Annotated in this window: 14 protein-coding genes; 6 read left to right on the forward strand and 8 right to left on the reverse strand. The window is 60.8% G+C overall.

Features of this window, described 5'->3' with window-relative positions; translation table 11 throughout:
* The first annotated feature begins 78 nt into the window (after positions 1 to 78).
* Positions 79 to 1,395: a UDP-glucose/GDP-mannose dehydrogenase family protein gene (locus tag FHT97_RS09375; RefSeq protein WP_183861577.1), complete on the forward strand. Its 1,317-nt coding sequence runs from the start codon at positions 79 to 81 to the stop codon at positions 1,393 to 1,395.
* On the forward strand, positions 1,396 to 2,412 hold the full coding sequence (locus FHT97_RS09380) for an NAD-dependent epimerase/dehydratase family protein (protein WP_183861579.1): 1,017 nt from the start codon (positions 1,396 to 1,398) through the stop codon (positions 2,410 to 2,412).
* Between the two features lie 13 nt (positions 2,413 to 2,425).
* Here FHT97_RS09380 and FHT97_RS09385 read toward each other — a convergent pair whose 3' ends face one another.
* From FHT97_RS09385 to FHT97_RS09410, 6 genes are all read right to left on the reverse strand, one after another.
* A complete protein-coding gene (locus FHT97_RS09385) occupies positions 2,426 to 4,207 on the reverse strand; it encodes a GGDEF domain-containing phosphodiesterase (RefSeq protein WP_183861581.1) in 1,782 nt (593 codons plus the stop codon).
* Positions 4,208 to 4,391: 184 nt separating this feature from the next.
* On the reverse strand, positions 4,392 to 5,288 hold the full coding sequence (locus tag FHT97_RS09390) for an NAD(P)-dependent oxidoreductase (protein ID WP_183861583.1): 897 nt from the start codon (positions 5,286 to 5,288) through the stop codon (positions 4,392 to 4,394).
* Positions 5,285 to 6,268, reverse strand: coding sequence for a D-erythronate dehydrogenase (gene denD / locus FHT97_RS09395; RefSeq protein WP_183861585.1), 984 nt, complete (start codon positions 6,266 to 6,268; stop codon positions 5,285 to 5,287). The genes FHT97_RS09390 and denD overlap by 4 nt, the downstream gene beginning before the upstream one ends.
* 139 nt (positions 6,269 to 6,407) lie before the next feature.
* Positions 6,408 to 9,608: an efflux RND transporter permease subunit gene (locus FHT97_RS09400; RefSeq protein WP_183861587.1), complete on the reverse strand. Its 3,201-nt coding sequence runs from the start codon at positions 9,606 to 9,608 to the stop codon at positions 6,408 to 6,410.
* A gap of 124 nt (positions 9,609 to 9,732) precedes the next feature.
* The gene (locus tag FHT97_RS09405; protein ID WP_183861589.1) at positions 9,733 to 10,923 is read right to left on the reverse strand and encodes an efflux RND transporter periplasmic adaptor subunit; all 1,191 of its coding nucleotides are present in this window, start codon (positions 10,921 to 10,923) and stop codon (positions 9,733 to 9,735) included.
* A 41-nt stretch (positions 10,924 to 10,964) separates the two neighbouring features.
* On the reverse strand, positions 10,965 to 11,786 hold the full coding sequence (locus tag FHT97_RS09410) for an alpha/beta hydrolase (RefSeq protein ID WP_183755569.1): 822 nt from the start codon (positions 11,784 to 11,786) through the stop codon (positions 10,965 to 10,967).
* Positions 11,787 to 11,953: 167 nt separating this feature from the next.
* Between FHT97_RS09410 and FHT97_RS09415 the strand changes: the two genes are divergently transcribed.
* Positions 11,954 to 12,865: a LysR family transcriptional regulator gene (locus FHT97_RS09415; RefSeq protein ID WP_183861590.1), complete on the forward strand. Its 912-nt coding sequence runs from the start codon at positions 11,954 to 11,956 to the stop codon at positions 12,863 to 12,865.
* Between the two features lie 240 nt (positions 12,866 to 13,105).
* Here FHT97_RS09415 and FHT97_RS09420 read toward each other — a convergent pair whose 3' ends face one another.
* A complete protein-coding gene (locus tag FHT97_RS09420; RefSeq protein WP_183861592.1) occupies positions 13,106 to 14,005 on the reverse strand; it encodes an SDR family oxidoreductase in 900 nt (299 codons plus the stop codon).
* Positions 14,006 to 14,088: 83 nt separating this feature from the next.
* Positions 14,089 to 14,829 (reverse strand): SDR family oxidoreductase, encoded by a 741-nt coding sequence (locus FHT97_RS09425; protein WP_183861594.1) that lies wholly within the window; start codon positions 14,827 to 14,829, stop codon positions 14,089 to 14,091.
* A gap of 122 nt (positions 14,830 to 14,951) precedes the next feature.
* Here FHT97_RS09425 and FHT97_RS09430 point away from each other — a divergent pair, with 122 nt between their 5' ends.
* From FHT97_RS09430 to FHT97_RS09440, 3 genes are read left to right on the forward strand one after another with little or no spacing between them, the layout of a single operon-like run.
* The gene (locus tag FHT97_RS09430; RefSeq protein WP_183861596.1) at positions 14,952 to 15,842 is read left to right on the forward strand and encodes a LysR family transcriptional regulator; all 891 of its coding nucleotides are present in this window, start codon (positions 14,952 to 14,954) and stop codon (positions 15,840 to 15,842) included.
* Positions 15,843 to 15,888: 46 nt separating this feature from the next.
* The gene (locus FHT97_RS09435; RefSeq protein ID WP_040674664.1) at positions 15,889 to 16,209 is read left to right on the forward strand and encodes a hypothetical protein; all 321 of its coding nucleotides are present in this window, start codon (positions 15,889 to 15,891) and stop codon (positions 16,207 to 16,209) included.
* A gap of 30 nt (positions 16,210 to 16,239) precedes the next feature.
* Entirely contained in the window at positions 16,240 to 16,830 is a 591-nt protein-coding gene (locus FHT97_RS09440; RefSeq protein WP_183861598.1) for a DNA-3-methyladenine glycosylase, read from the forward strand.
* The last annotated feature ends 2 nt before the right edge of the window (positions 16,831 to 16,832 follow it).

Genomic DNA, 16,832 nt, shown 5'->3' on the forward strand with positions numbered 1-16,832 from the left:
TTATAAACTTCCCCCTGTAACACCATCGCGGCTCCGCCAACCGGCCGGGCCGCGATCGCCGTCTCAGGGAATGAATCCATGCGTATTGTGATGATTGGCTCGGGCTATGTCGGCCTTGTCTCCGGTGCCTGCCTCGCCGATTTCGGCCATCATGTCACCTGCGTCGACAAATCGGCCGCGAAGATCGACGCGCTGGAAGCCGGCCAAGTTCCGATTTTTGAACCCGGTCTCGACGCCATCATCGAGCATAACCGCACTGCCGGCCGCCTCGACTTTTCCAAGGATCTGGCGTCTCCAGTTGCCGAGGCGGATGTCGTCTTCATCGCGGTCGGAACACCTTCGCGCCGCGGCGATGGCCACGCCGACTTGAGCTACGTCTATGCCGCGACCCGCGAGATCGCGGCAGCCGTTTCCGGGTTTACCGTTATCGTCACCAAGTCCACTGTTCCTGTCGGCACCGGTGATGAAATCGAGCGCATTTTCCGCGACGAGTTCCCGGAGAAGGATATTGCGGTCGTCTCCAACCCCGAATTCCTGCGCGAAGGCGCGGCGATCACGGACTTCAAACGCCCGGATCGCATCGTCATCGGCACTGAAGAGCCGCGCGCCGTGGAAGTCATGCGTGAAGTCTATCGCCCGCTCTACCTCAACGAAGCGCCGCTTTATTTCTGCGAACGCCGCACCTCTGAGCTCATCAAGTACGCCGCCAACGCCTTCCTGGCGATGAAGATCACCTTCATCAACGAGATCGCAGACCTCTGCGAACAGCTCGGCGCCGATGTGCAGAAGGTCGCCAAGGGCATCGGGATGGACAAGCGCATCGGCGACAAGTTTCTGCATGCCGGCCCCGGTTACGGCGGTTCATGCTTCCCCAAGGATACGCTGGCACTGGTCAAGACCGCACAGGATCATGACAGCCCGGTTCGCCTGATCGAGACGACAGTCGCGATCAATGACAACCGCAAGCGCGCCATGGGCCGCAAGGTCATCGCAGCCTGCGACGGTAATGTTCGGGGCAAGAAGATCGCTATCCTCGGCCTGACCTTCAAGCCGAATACCGACGACATGCGTGACGCACCGTCGATCACCATCATCCAGGCGCTGCTGGACGGTGGCGCCAAGGTTCACGCCTTCGACCCGGAAGGCATGGAGATGGCGAAGGAAGTCATCGGCCCGATCACCTACGGCAAGGACCCATACGACATTGCTGACGGTGCCGACGCCATTGTCATCGTGACAGAATGGGACGAGTTCCGCGCGCTCGATTTCAAGCGGCTGAAGTCTATGGTGAGAACCCCTGTTGTCGTCGACCTGCGCAACATCTACCCGGTCGCCGAAGTGACAAAGCACGGCTTCAGCTACTTTGCAGTCGGAAAGAAGAACGAGAAGAAGTAGATGCGTTATTTCATCACCGGCACCGCAGGCTTCATCGGTTTTCATCTCGCCCGCCGCCTGCTGCAGGAGGGCAACGAAGTCACCGGCTTCGATGGCATGACGCACTACTACAACATCAAGCTGAAGCACATGCGCAATGCCGCGCTGGCACAGTTTCCTGCCTTCCGCCCGGTGACGGCGATGCTGGAAGACCGCAATGCCCTGGAAGGCGCCATCGCGGACGCAAGGCCGGATGTGCTGGTCCACCTCGCAGCACAGGCCGGTGTGCGCTACAGCCTGGAAAATCCGCGCGCTTACCTGACATCAAATCTGGAAGGCTCCTGGAACATCCTGGAGATTGCCAAGGATGTCGGTGTCAGCCATCTCATGCTGGCATCGACGTCGTCCATCTATGGCGCCAATCCGACCGTTCCATTTCGCGAGACAGACCGTGCGGACGAACCGCTGACCTTCTACGCGGCGACGAAGAAATCGATGGAACTGATGGCGCACAGCTACGCCCATCTCCACAAGGTCCCGACGACAGCCTTCCGCTTCTTCACTGTCTACGGCCCTTGGGGACGTCCCGATATGGCCCTCTTCAAGTTCGTCAAGAGCATGATGGAAGACCAGCCGATCGAGATCTACGGCGAAGGCAAGATGAGCCGCGACTTCACCTATATCGATGACCTCGTGGAGGCGATCCTCCGGCTTTCTTCCGTCGTTCCCTCGGAAGCGAATCGCGTGACCGACGAACGGGTGGAGACCCTCTCACATCAGGCGCCGTTCCGCGTCGTCAACATCGGTGGCGGTCAGCCCGAAAACCTGATGACCTTTGTCGAGACCGTCGAAAGGGCACTCGGCCAGCCGGCCAAGCGCAAGATGCTGCCGATGCAGAAGGGTGACGTGCCGCGCACCTTTGCCAGCCCCGACCTGTTGATGGCGCTGACCGGCTACAAGCCGGAGACAACGCTGGATATCGGCGTCAAGGCATTCGTCGACTGGTATCTGGAAGCGCGCGGCGAACTCGAACCGTAGACCTACCGTCTGGCTAACGGCGGAGGTTGGCGGCCAGCGCCTCCTTTTTCGATGCAAAAATCCCATCGATCTCGGACGCCGGCAGCGGATGGCCGAGCGCGAAGCCTTGCAACGTGTGACAGCCGAGCTTCGCGAGCGTCACCGCATGGTTTTCAGTCTCGACGCCTTCCGCAATCACGTCGACGCCGAGCGCCTTGCCGATCTCGACGATCGACTTGACGACGCGGCGTTGCTCGGACGAAGTATCCACCTCGCTGACCAGCTGCCGATCGATCTTCAGCCGGGCCGGTCGCAGCCGCACGAGGCCGATCAGCGACGCGTGGCCCGAGCCGAAATCATCGATCTCGATTTCGATACCCATTTGCTTGATGCGATCGACAGCCTGCAGAAGTTCATCGTCGCAATCATCCAGAAAGATCGTCTCGACGAGCTCGAAAACCAAAGCCCCTTCCGGTATCTCCAGCGTCTCCAAATCTTCGATCAATTGCGGATCGTAGAGCCGCTGTCCGGAGATATTGACCGAAATTCGCGGTAGGGCAGTTCCGTGCTGCCCCCAGCTCAGCCGATCCGCGAGCACGCGTCGCAGGATCGAAGCATCGATCTCGGAGGACAAGCCGAACTCGTCGGCGATTTTCAGGAATATACCGGGTGAGAGCGTGCCGCGCTCGCTATGATGCCAACGCGCCAATGCCTCGATTCCGACGATCTCCCGGGTGTGGGCATCGAGCTGCGGTTGGTAGAATGGAATGATGTCGCCCTGTTCCAGCGCGAGCTTCAACTCTTCGGCAAGACGCCGCTTACCCATCAAATCGTCTTTGAGCTGCTGCGAGAAGAACTCGATGCGGTCGCGCCCTGATGTTTTTGCCTGATAGAGCGCGATGTCCGACTCTGCGAGGAGGTTGGAACCCGAGCGATCCGATGACCAGGAAATGCCGATTGAAGCTCCGGATTGCAACATTTCGTGGCCGAAGCGAATCTTCTTCTTCAAGCGTCGCTGCACGTCGCGCGCCATCCGGTTTAGATCTGTCAGACCACCGAAATTGACCAGCAGGATGACGAATTCATCTCCGCCGATACGCGCCGCCATGGCCGCCTTCGGAACAGCCGTCTCGATCCGCAAGGCGGCAGCCCGCAACACGGTGTCGCCCGCGACATGGCCATGGCTGTCGTTGATCTGCTTGAACTCATCGAGGTCGAGATGCAGGACTGCAAGCGTAGAGACCGAGGCATCCTCCGCCAGTTCCGCCAGACGCTTGTCGAAAAGACGACGGTTGGGAAGTCCCGTCAAGTAGTCGTGTTCCGCTGCATGTTCGATGCGGGCACTGCTCTCCTCCAAGGCCAAGGCACGCGCCTCGGCAACGGTGCGCTGACGGGCAGCCTCGTTCGCGAGCAGGACGTCCGCCGTAACGTCCCATTCGGCACCAATGAAGAAGGGGGATCCTTCCTCGTTGACATAGAAATGGGCCCGTGACCGGATATGCCGTATCTCACCGTTCGGCCAAACGATCCGGAACTCTGAATTGTATAGCCCACGCCGCGCAGTCGCTTCCTCGAATTCCAGTTCGGCGCGCTCGCGATCGTCGGGATGAATTGCATCCGACCAGACAGCCGTCGGGACCGGACCATTGCCTCGTCCGGTCTGGTACAGTCGATGCATCTGGACGTCCCAGGAAATCTCATTCTGAGCGAGATTGTGCTCCCACACACCAATCTGGGACGCATCGAGCGCAAGCTCAAGGCGCCGCAGGATGTCCTGGAACTCTCGTTCGGACCGTGTGGGACTGCTCGATGCCAACGCCGTTCAAGCCTCATACAGCTTTCAGTAACAGTAGGGTATCGGTCCTCGTGCGAGGAATCTCATTATGCGGGCAGAACCAACCTTTTGGCGAGAGATTAATTAGGATGCACTAAAAATCCATCAACAACTGTAGGCGAAACACAGCACTCGATCTTGGCAGAGATCCAGTGGACTAGGCAATTCAGCCTTTCGAGGAACGAAGATTCTTTTGTTCGAGTTGCAACAGCAAGCCGCTATGATCGGTTTCGCCACCGCCATGTTCGACGAACTCCGCAAATTCGGCACGCACCGCTTGCGTCAACGGCAGGGCTAGAGCGAGACCGTCGGCAGTCGCGATGATGTTGTTCAGATCCTTGAGTTGCAGTTTGGAGGGACCTGCGATTCCGAAATCGCGATCAACCATTCGCTGACCGTGAACATCCAGGATCCGGCTTTCGGCAAAACCGCCCCGGATCGCGCGGCGAAATGCCTCACGCGAACCGCCCCCCGCCTCGACGAGCAGCATAGCCTCGGCAACGGCGCCGATCGTTATGGCAACGATCTGCTGGTTCCCAAGCTTTGCGAGCTGCCCGCAACCGCTCGGTCCAACATGCGTAACGCGGCCAAGCGGCGCAAAGACGTCCGCCAGCTCTTCAATCAGCTTGGCGTCGCCGCCTGCCATGATCGCAAGCGTACCGGCAGCCGCGCCGACCACACCGCCCGACACCGGCGCATCGAGATGTGCAATGCCACGCTCGGCGAGTTTCGAGGAATGCTCTCGCGCCGCATCCGGGGCAATGGAACTGGAATCGATGACGACCGCGCCGGTATCGAGCGCCTCTGCGGCGCCTTGCTTGAACAACACGTCCTCTACTGCCGTTCCGTCAGTGAGCATCGTGAAAACCACCGATGCTCCCTCGACCGCAGCAGCTGGCGTATCGGCAACCACCGCGCCGTCCCCGGCAAGTTCCTGCGCCTTGGCATGATTGCGATTCCAGACCGTGACGGCAAAGCCGGCGTGGAGCAAGCGGCGAGCCATCGGTGCGCCCATCAGCCCTGTCCCCAGGAATGCAATGCTGCGCGATTTGCTGGTCGTCATAGCCGTCCTCCCAGTTCATCCTCGATATGCACGCGAATAATGTCGTCGAAAGAAGCATCGGCGACGAAACCCAACTTTCTCGCGCGCTCGGCCGCGAATGCCTGCGGCCAACCGGACACGATCTTCATGACTAGCTCATCGGGTTCGCGTCGGATCAGAGTGACGGCCTTTTCTCCTGCGATCTTGCGCAACGCTTCAATCTGCTCCCCCACCGTAGCGCTGACACCCGGCATCGTCAGGCTGCGGCGGGCGCCAAGCGGCTCGAGATCGATACTGGCGGCATGGATGAGAAAGCCGACGGCCGAACGCGGCGACGCATGCCAATGACGGACAGTTTCCGGCACCGGCAGGATTGCCTCCTGCCCGGCCAATGGTTCGCGCACGATGCCGGAGAAGAAACCGGAGGCAGCTTTATTCGGTTTGCCGGGACGGACGCAGATCGTCGGCAACCGGACGCCGATGCCGTCGATGAAGCCCCGGCGCGTATAATCTGCCAGGAGCAATTCGCCCATCGCCTTCTGCGTGCCATAGCTCGTCAACGGTGTGAGATTGAAATCGTCAGGGATCACCTCGGGGAATGGTGCTCCGAAGACCGCGATGGACGAGGTGAAAACGACGCAGGGCCGATAGCCGTCCTGAAGATGTGCCTCCCGGATCGCCTCAAGAAGCGCACGCGTGCCTTCTAGATTAATGCCGTAACCTTTTTCGAAATCCAGCTCAGCCTCGCCCGACACGATTGCGGCGAGATGAAACACCACATCGGGCCGCGAGGCGATAATTCGCGCGGCTTGCCCTGGACCAGAAACGTCGATCGCGCTGGTCTCGACACGCCCGTTGAACCCTTCAGGCGCGGCGGGAATGACGACATCAACAAGAGAAAGCCGATTGATCGACTGGCCTACTAGCCGTCCATCCGAGACAAGCCGCGCCGTCAATTTGCGCCCGATCATTCCAGCTGCGCCGATAATCGCGATATGCACTGGCTGCCTCCATCAATCGTTGCAGTGTGCGACTCCCCTCGCCCTGCATCCCTTTTGAGACATAGCCGTATGGCTCTCCCATGAAAACAGGAAAGGCGGAGCATTGCTCCGCCTTTCCACGTCTCGCCGCTCGGAGGGGCTATTCGGCAGCGAGTCGTATGATTTCGGCTTCCTCCGCATCGTGCTCGTGCTCCTTGTGCTGGATCAGCGGGCGGTTGCCCGACAGCTTGCGGACCAGCACGTAGAAGACGGGCGTCATGAAGATGCCGAAGAAGGTGACCCCGATCATGCCCGAGAACACCGCCACACCCATGGCGGCGCGCATCTCGGCACCCGCACCGGTCGAGGTGACCAGCGGCACGACACCCATGATGAACGCCATTGATGTCATCAGGATCGGGCGCAGACGCAGGCGGCTTGCCTCGATGGCAGCCTGAACCGGAGTCCGTCCTTCGAATTCCAGCTCGCGGGCGAATTCCACGATCAGGATCGCGTTCTTCGCCGAGAGGCCGACAAGGACCACCAGACCGATCTGCGTGAAGATGTTGTTGTCTCCACCGGTCAGCCAGACGCCCGTCAACGCCGCCAGCACGCCCATCGGCACGATCATGATGATCGCGATCGGCAAGGCAAGGCTCTCGTACTGCGCAGCGAGCACCAGGAACACCAGCAGCAGCGCCAGCGGGAAGACGATCACGCCCGAGTTGCCGGCCAGGATCTGCTGATAGGTCAGATCCGTCCATTCGAAGCTGATGCCCTTCGGCAAGGTCTCTTCGGCGATCTTTTCGATCGCTGCCTGAGCCTGGCCGGAGGAGAAGCCCGGAGCAGGACCGCCGTTGATATCGGCGGAGAGGAAACCGTTATAACGGTTGGTCCGCTCCGGCCCGGTTGTCGCGTTCACCTTCAGGAGCGCAGACAGCGGGATCATCTGGCCCGATGCCGAACGAACCTTCAGCTTGCCGATATCCTCGGGCTGCGCCCGGAACTTGGCATCGGCCTGGACGCGCACGCTGTAGGTACGGCCGAAGGCGTTGAAGTCGTTGACATAGAGCGAACCGAGGTAGATCTGCAGCGTCTCGAAAACGTCGGTTACCGGGACGCCAAGCTGTTCCGCCTTCTCACGGTCGAGATCGGCATAGAGCTGCGGAACATTGATCTGGTAGGCAGAGAAGATGCCCGTCAGCTCAGGCGTCTGGTAGGCCTTGGCGATCATCGCCTTGTTGGCCTCGTCGAGCACCTGATAGCCGAGACCGGCGCGGTCTTCGAGCTGCATCTTGAAGCCACCGGTCGTGCCGAGACCATTGACCGGCGGCGGCGGGAACATCGCGATGAAGGCATCCTGGATCGCCCCGAACTTCTGGTTCAGGGACATGGCAATCGCGCCGCCCGAAAGCGCCGGCGACTTGCGCTCCTCGAAATCCTTCAGCGTCACAAAGACGATGCCGGCGTTCGAGGAGTTGGTGAAGCCGTTGATCGACAGGCCCGGGAAGGCGATCGCATGCGCGACGCCAGGCTCTGCCATGGCGATGTCGCTCATCCGCTTGATGACGTCTTCGGTACGGTCAAGGCTGGCGGCATCCGGCAGCTGGGCAAAGCCGATCAGATACTGCTTGTCCTGCGCCGGCACGAAGCCGCCCGGCACGGCATTGAAGAGCCCGTAGGTCGCGCCTGCCAGCACGACATACACAAGCATGACGATGCTCTTGCGCGACAGCAGACCGCCGACGCCCTTGCCATAGCCTCGCGAACCGGCGCCAAAGGCCTTGTTGAAGCCACGGAAGAACCAGCCGAAGACGGCGTCCATGGCGCGGGTCAGCCAGTCACGCTTGGCGTGATGGTCCTGCAGCAGCAGCGAAGCCAGAGCCGGAGACAGCGTCAGCGAGTTGAAGGCCGAAATGACCGTCGAGATCGCAATCGTCAGCGCGAACTGGCGATAGAACTGTCCGGACAGACCGGAGATGAAGGCGAGCGGCACGAAGACCGCGACAAGCACCAGCGCGATCGCGATGATCGGACCAGACACTTCCTTCATGGCCTTGTAGGTGGCAGCCCGCGGGCTGAGACCATTTTCGATGTTTCGCTCGACGTTTTCGACAACGACGATCGCGTCGTCCACCACGATACCGATCGCCAATACGAGGCCGAAGAGACTGAGCGCGTTGATCGAGAAGCCGAAGACATACATCACCGCGAACGTGCCGATGATCGAAACCGGAACGGCAATCAGCGGGATGATCGAGGCGCGCCATGTCTGCAGGAACAGAATGACGACGATGACCACGAGCGCGATGGCTTCGAGCAGCGTATCGACGACCTTCTCGATCGACGAACGGACGAACTTCGTCGTGTCATAGACGATCTCGTAGCTGACGCCGTCAGGCATGGCGGTCTTCAGCTCTTCCATCGTCTTCTGGACTTCGTCCGAGATGGTGATGGCGTTGGAACCAGGAGACTGGAAGACCGGAATGGCGACCGCCGGCTTGCCGTCGAGAATCGAGCGCAGCGAATAATCGGCAGCGCCGAGTTCGATACGGGCGACGTCGCGCAGGCGGGTGATCTCTCCGTTCGTGCCGGTCTTGACGATGATGTTGCCGAACTGCTCAGGCGTCTGCAGACGGCCCTGCGCATTGACGTTCAGCTGCAGGTCGACACCCGACAGGCTGGGCGAAGCGCCGATGGTGCCGGCTGCGGCCTGGACGTTCTGGCCACGGATCGCATTGGTGACGTCGCTGGCGGCAAGGCCATGCTCGGCCGCCTTCTGCGGGTCGATCCAGACGCGCATCGAATAGTCGCCCGAACCGAACACTTGTACCTGGCCGACGCCATCGATGCGCGCCAACCGGTCCTTGATGTTGAGGACGCCGTAGTTGCGCAGATAGGTGATGTCGTAGCGGTTGTCAGGCGAGATCAGGTTCACGACCATCATCAGGTCGGGAGAGCTCTTGACCGTCGTGATGCCGATGGTCTTCACCTCTTCCGGCAGACGCGGTTCGGCCTGCGACACGCGGTTCTGGACGAGCTGCTGTGCCTTGTCGGGGTCGGTGCCAAGCTTGAAGGTGACCGTCAGCGTCATGACGCCGTCCGAGGTCGCCTGGCTGGACATGTAGAGCATGCCCTCGACGCCGTTGATCTGCTCTTCGAGCGGTGTCGCGACCGTCTGCGCGATGACCTCCGGGTTTGCACCGGGATAGGTGGCGCGCACGACGATCGATGGCGGAACGACTTCCGGATATTCGGAAATCGGCAGTGAACGCAGGCCAAGCAGGCCGGCGACCACGATGAGGACCGATAGAACTCCGGCGAACACCGGACGGTCGACAAAGAATCTGGAGAAATTCATTTCAAAGCCCTCTCCGGGATGAAATTTTGGATGCAACGACCCTCTCCGGCGGTTGGGAGGCCGCCGGTGGGTCGGGTCATTTCGGAATTAACGCGGAGCGCCGGGACGCTCCGGATGCTTCGACTTACTGAGCCGTCGCGACTTTTTCTTCCGCCTGTGGTGCAACCACTGCACCCGGACGGATACGCTGCAGACCGTTGACGACGATCTTGTCGCCGACAGCAAGACCGCTTTCGACGATGCGCTGGCCATCCGCCGACGGGCCGAGCTGGACCGGCCGGTAGCTGACCTTGTTTTCGGCATCGACGACGAACACGAACTTCTTGTCCTGGTCGGTGCCGATCGCGCGGTCGCTGATCAGGATCTTGTTCTCGGCCTTCGGCTCGCCCATGCGGACGCGGACGAACTGGCCGGGGATCAGCTTGCCGCCGGGATTGTCGAAGACGGCGCGAACGCCGATCGTGCCGCTGGCAGCGTCAACCTGGTTGTCGATCAGCTGCAGCTTGCCCTTGATCGGCGTGCCCTGGTCGGCGAGCGTGCCGACCTCGACGGGGATCTGCTCGACAGCGGGAACGGCACCGTCGCCAGCAGGAAGCTGGGCAAGCGCATTTGTCACCATCTCTTCGCTGGCGTTGAAGCTGGCGTAGATCGGATCGACGGACACGAGCGTCGTCAACGCGGGAGATGCGCTGCCTTCGGCAACGAGGTTACCGACCGTCACCTCGATCTTGCCGACACGGCCGGCAACCGGGGCGCGGACCTCGGTGTAGCCGAGCTCAAGCTGTGCCGAGCGAAGCGCCGCCTGGGCGGTGCGGAGACCGGCCTGCGCCTCGGTGAAGGCATTCTGCCGCTGGTCGAAATCGCTTTGCGAAATCGTCTTGTTGTCGGAAAGCCTGCGGCCACGCTCCAGCTCGATCTGAGCAAGATTGACCTTGGCCTCGGCAGAGGCAGTCTGTCCTTCAGCCTGCGAAACCGCCGCCTGGTAGGGCTCCGGATCGATGGTGAAGAGCAGATCGCCGGCCTTGACCAGCGCGCCTTCGCGGAAGTGCACGGACTGGACGGCGCCGGCTACACGTGAACGGACCTGCACGCGGTCGACGGCCTCAAGCCGCCCCGAAAACTCCTGCCATGTCGTGACGTCACGGCTGGCGACGACGGCAACCGTGACCGGCACAGCGGGAGCCTGCGCAGGTGTGGAAGCCGCCGTTGCAGTCGTGCTCATCGGCAGTTCGAAAAAGATGGCTGCGGCCGAAACGGACGCAGCAAGTCCCAAGCCGGCGCCCACAAGGGCCCAGCGCTTTTTACTGGACGTCATTGGTACTCTCCTTACGGCCCTCTCTCAGTGGCCGAATTCAATCAGTTCGTCTTCAATGCAATAGGTTGGCTGCTAATATCCCGAACGAAGCTTTCGAATTGGTCCGTGATCGTCCGTTCCCAATTCGGTGCCTGTTCGCACTTCCCGCCATAAAGCAACGGCCAGCCTGCCCCGGCGGGGAGGACATTCCGGCGAACTGGAACGCCAGCCTGTTTCAGGCGGTCTGCGTAACCGAGCGTTTCGTCGCGAAGTGGATCATCTTCTGCGGTCAGAACGAGCGCGGGCGCGACCCCTGAAATCCGCGAACAGAGACACGGCGCCGCATAGGGATGACAACCGCCGCCGCTGAGATAATGACTCCAGCCCTCGGCCCAGCGCTGACGCATACCGATGCCGTCCGCCTTGCGGATCGACGACGTACCCATGAAAGGATCAAGCAGTGGCGAAATCAGAATTTGGCCATCGAGCGCATCCGCATAATGGTCTCGCGCCTTGAAAGCGACACCGGCAGCAATATTGCCGCCCGCCTCTTCGCCAGCAACGATCAGCAACGAATTGCGATCGCCAATGCCGGACGCCCGCTTGTTGGCGAGATAGGAAAAAACAGAGTAGCCGACTTCGAGCGGCTTCGGAAAGACGTTGCCAAGTGGGGCGTTGTAGTCGGGCACGGCGACGATGGCGCCCGCTTTCGCCAGGCTCTCGGCAACCACGCTGTCCCTAACGCCCGACTGCAGAAAAGCACCGCCGTGGAAAAACAGCACGATCGGCGACCCCTTGCCGAACTCGGCGCCCTGATAGACGCGTGCGGAAACGGGGCCAGTGGCCACCTTTTCCATCACTATGTCTTTCACCTGCACCGTCATCGTTTCGGCTCGCGTCTGACCCACATAACGTATTGCGAGCCAAGACGGCTTGCAATTTCTGAAGAAAACATATTGTTATTCCATTGTCGGAATAAGAAGCGATAGAGCAATTACACTGTTCCGAATTTCGAACAATACCGCAGTGCAACCTGCTTAGGTGATTTCCGATGGACCAGCTCTCGGCAATGCGCGCTTTCATCCGCGTCGTAGAGACGGGCAATTTCACACGGGCCGCCGACACACTCGCCATGCCCAAGGCGACGGTGACCAATCTCATTCAGGGGCTTGAAGCGCACCTGCACACCAAGCTTCTCAACCGCACCACACGCCGCGTCATGGTGACGACCGATGGCGCACTCTACTATGAGCGAGCGGCGCAGATCGTCTCCGAACTCGAGGAGTTGGACGGCAGCCTTTCGAACTCCCAGGGCCTGCCGACCGGCCGCTTGCGCGTCGAAATGGCAGGCGCCTTCGCCGACTGGATCGTCGTGCCCGCACTTTGCGATTTCTACCAGAAATATCCTGATATTCGTGTCGATCTCGGCGTCGGCGACCGCACCGTCGACTACCTCGCGGAGAACGTCGACTGCGCCCTTCGCGGCGGCACGCCGGCCGACCAGTCACTAATCGCGAGACGCGTATCAGAGGTTGAATTGGTGACCTGCGCAGCGCCACTTTACATCGAGAAATTCGGCGTTCCCGCCCGTCCGGAAGAGCTGGAAAACGACCACTATTCAGTAAGTTACTTCCGCGCCCAGACGAACAGGACGCTTCCCTTCGAATTCCGCAAGGACAATGAGGATCTGGAGATCAATCCGCGCTACCTGCTATCGGTCAACGACAGCCGGACCTTCGTGACAGCGGCATTGAGGGGGCTCGGCATTGCTCAACTGCCGCGCTTCATGATCCGCGACGCCTTGGCCAAGGGCGACCTCGTGGAAATCCTGCCGGAATGGAGCCGCGAACCCCTTCCTCTCTACATCGTCTATCCGCCGAATCGGCACCTCAGCAACAAGGTCCGCGTCTTCGTCGACTGGCTGGTGAAACTGCTCTCGGATGCGAAGTTGAACGATGCGTGACGCAGTTGCGGCCCGGAAGGGAGTTCCTTCGACGGGCCGCAACTGTCTGTCTTCAAATTCCTTTCAGACCTCGTCGCGCCACCAGGGAAATGGCTCGGCCGGTATCTGAGGTTGGCGCCCGGAGTTGGAGGTCTTCCAGTCGCCCTTACATCACAAATATAAGCCTGCTTTTTGCCGTTTGTTAAGTGCTGATTCCTGCACAGCAGGTTCGCAAAAACGGAACAATGGCAAATATCACGACTAGTGAACAGCTGGCTTGAGGAGATCTTCCAGCCCGATCCGCCGGAACATTTCGGCGCGAACACGATCAGCAACACCATTGACCACCTCGGCGCCATCTTCGGACGGATCGACATGGGTACGGAACGGACGCTTGCCGAAAGGCATCGCGACAACCTCTGCAATTGCCGTCGCAACCGAACCGGCATCGGCATCAATAGGTTCGAGCGCAGCAAGCCCCTGCAGCGCCTGCTCCGGCACACCCTTGTAAGGTCCGTCGTTGTATTCGGCCGCGCGCGCCGCATCAGCCGGCGAGCCGGAATGCGCGAAGTGGTTGGTGCCCTTGGTGAAGGCGCCGGGCACGATGATCGCGGTCTCGATGCCCCAGCGAGTAAGCTCGGACGCATAGGAAACGGCAACCGAGTCCATCGCCGCCTTGGCCGCGAAATAGGGTGCGAGATAGGGCGGCGTGCCGCCGCGCGTGCTGGAAGAAGACACCCAGACGACAAGCCCCTTGCCCCGCTTGCGCATATGGGGAAGCACGGCGCGGTTCACCCGTTGCGTCGATAGCACGTTGATGTCGAACAGCTCGGCATATTGCTCCGGCGTGAATGCTTCGGCCGGTCCGAAGGACATATGACCGGCATTGTGGATGATGACATCCAGCCTACCCGCCTCTTCGAGCACCTTGGCAATTCCGGCTGCGATGGAAGCATCCGAGACGACATCGAGCTCGACTGAGCGGAGATCGACCTTGTTGTCCCCCGAGAACGTTGCGATATCGGCGACGGCCTTTGCGTTGCGGCCCGCCGTATCGCGGATGCCGGCATAGACGATGTGCCCTTCCTTGGCGAGTGTACGGGCGGTGAGAGCGCCGAAGCCGCTGGATGCTCCAGTAATGACGATGACCTGCTTTTCCATTGTCCTATTCCTTCGAGAAGTGACCGATGACGTCTGATGCGGGAGATCGGCGCCGGGCCGACCCCGCCGCTGCAACGCTGGAGTCAGATGATGCCGCCGTTGGCGCGCAGCACCTGACCGTTGATCCAGGAACCATCGGGGCCTGCCAGGAACGAAACAGAAGCGGCGATATCCTCGGGCGTCCCCAAGCGCTCCAGCGGGTTCATCTTGGCCATGCGGGCGATCAGTTCATCCGACTTGCCATCGAGGAAAAGGTCGGTCGCTGTCGGCCCCGGAGCCACTGCGTTCACGGTGATTTCGCGACCACGCATTTCCTTCGACATGATCGCCGTCAGCGTTTCGACAGCCACCTTGGTCGCGGCGTAAACGCCGTAGTTTTCAAGCTTCAGACCGACGACGCTTGTCGAAAAGTTGATGATGCGGCCGCCGTTGCGCAGACGCTTTGCGGCTTCGCGCAGAGTGTTGAAGGTGCCCTTCAGGTTGACGCTGACCTGGCGATCGAAATTTGCATCGTCGGCATCGGCAATCGACGAGAGCTGCATGATACCGGCATTGTTGACCAGCACATCAACACCGCCGAAGGCTGCTTCCGCAGCGTCGAACATGCGGCGGACGGCTGCGGGATCGCTGACATCGGCCTGCGCCGTCAACGCCCTGCCGCCGCTCTGCTCGATCTTTTCCACCAGCGCCTCGGCGAGTGCTGCGTTACCGGCATAGTTGACGACGACGGTGAAACCGTCCCTGGCCAGCCGTTCGGCGATTGCGGCGCCGATGCCCCTCGATGCGCCTGTGACCAGTGCGACCTTGTTCTCGTTGTTGCTCATTACCTTTCTCCTTCACTGGGTGCGGCTCGCCGCGTTTTGGATGAGGAGAAGATGCCACTTTTCGAATAGCGGATAATCAGCCATTATTCGGCATCACTATCCGGACATGACGAACAAACAAGATGGACAGATTCGATGCCATGCGGGTGTTTTCCCGCGTCGTGGAGAGGCGGAGCTTCACGCTCGCCGCCGAGGACACCGGCCTTCCGCGCTCCACGGTCACGGATGCGGTCAAGCAGCTGGAAGCCCGCCTCGGCGTACGATTGCTGCAGAGAACGACGCGCCATGTCAGCCCCACGCTTGATGGCGAAGCTTACTACCAGCGCTGTCTTTCCATACTCGCCGACATCGAGGACGCAGAGGGCGCCTTCGCCGGCGCCAAGCCGAAAGGCATGCTGCGCGTCGACGTGCATGGCACGCTTGCCCGCCATTTCGTGCTGCCAAGTCTTCCGTCCTTCCTCGAGACCTATCCCGATATCGAGTTCTACATGAGCGAGGGTGACCGGCTGGTCGATGTCGTCCGCGAAGGCATCGATTGCGTGCTGCGCGTCGGCGTTCCCCAGGACAGCGACATGGTGGCGCGACGCGTCGCCATGCTGGAAGAGATCACGCTGGCGTCTCCCGGCTATCTTGAAAAGCATGGTGTGCCCGAGCATCCCGACAGGCTCGACGGTCATCGCATGGTGGGCTTTCGCTCGACCGCGACGGGTGGTGTCCTGCCCCTGGAATTCCTCGTCGGCGGCAATATCCACAACGTCACCCTGCCGGCGCCGGTCACCGTCAACGCCGCCGAAAGCTTCATGTCGGCAGCCCGGCTCGGCCTCGGTCTCATTCAGGTGCCGCGGTATCATGCCGAGAAGGATCTGTTCGATGGCACGCTGGTTCATGTGCTGCCGGATTTTCCGCCGACGGAGACACCCGTCTCCCTGCTCTATCCGCGAAACAGGCAGCTCTCTCCGCGCGTTCGCGTTTTCATCGACTGGCTGGTGAAGGTCTTTGCTCGACAATCCTAGCGAAAAGCGTTTCACTTGGAGCAACTGTCAGAACCCGGAGATTTCCATGGCCATCACAGACGTCACCGTACATCCGAAGGACGGCGGCTTCGTTGTCATCTTTACGGATCAGTCCGGCAACAACATATCGGTCACGCTCTATGCTGCAGCCTCTCCCGGACTGACGAGCGACAACGCGATTACTCGCGCAAGGGCGCTGCTTGCCGCAACGCTACAGAGTTCGCAGGTCGACGGAGCACGCGGCAAGGATGCCGCACTTCTGGAAGAGGAACTGGAAGAAGGCCTCGAGGACACCTTCCCCGCCAGCGATCCCGTATCGGTCACCGGATCATCGATTTCCGCGCACGACCCGAAGGTCGGCCACTAGAGTGTCCGAGCGATCGAAAGCCTGAACCAGATGGCACATGCCGCCGGTGCGATCGGCGCCGCTCCCCTCACCGGCCCTGATCTCACGCGCTTTTTCGAACGCGATGCGATTGCTGTTGCCCGTGATTTGCTTGGCTGCCATCTCCGTGTCGGTGATGTCGGCGGTCGCATAACCGAAACCGAAGCCTATTTCCCCGACGATGCAGCCTCGCATGCCTTCCGCGGCCCTACACCGCGCAACGGCGCGATGTTCGGCAAACCGGGCAACGTCTACATCTACCGTATCTACGGCATGCATTGGTGCGTAAATTTCGTGTGCACGACGGGCTCCGCCGTGCTGATCCGCGCACTCGAGCCGGAAGCCGGCATCGCGACCATGATCGACCGGCGCAACAACGATGCGTTGACCCAACTCTGCAGCGGCCCTGGCAAGCTCTGCCAGGCGCTCGGCATCGATCTGTCCCTGAACGACAGGCTCCTCGACGAGCCGCCCTTTTCGATCGCCCCTTCCGCCCCCGTCGAGATTGTCGCCGGCAAACGCATAGGCATAACGAAAAATGCCGAAGCACCTTGGCGCTTCGGCATCTCCGGGTCTCGCTATCTCAGCAAACCGTTTCGCTGAGC

Origin of the sequence: Rhizobium sp. BK399 (assembly GCF_014194695.1) — a bacterium.
Lineage (GTDB): Bacteria > Pseudomonadota > Alphaproteobacteria > Rhizobiales > Rhizobiaceae > Rhizobium.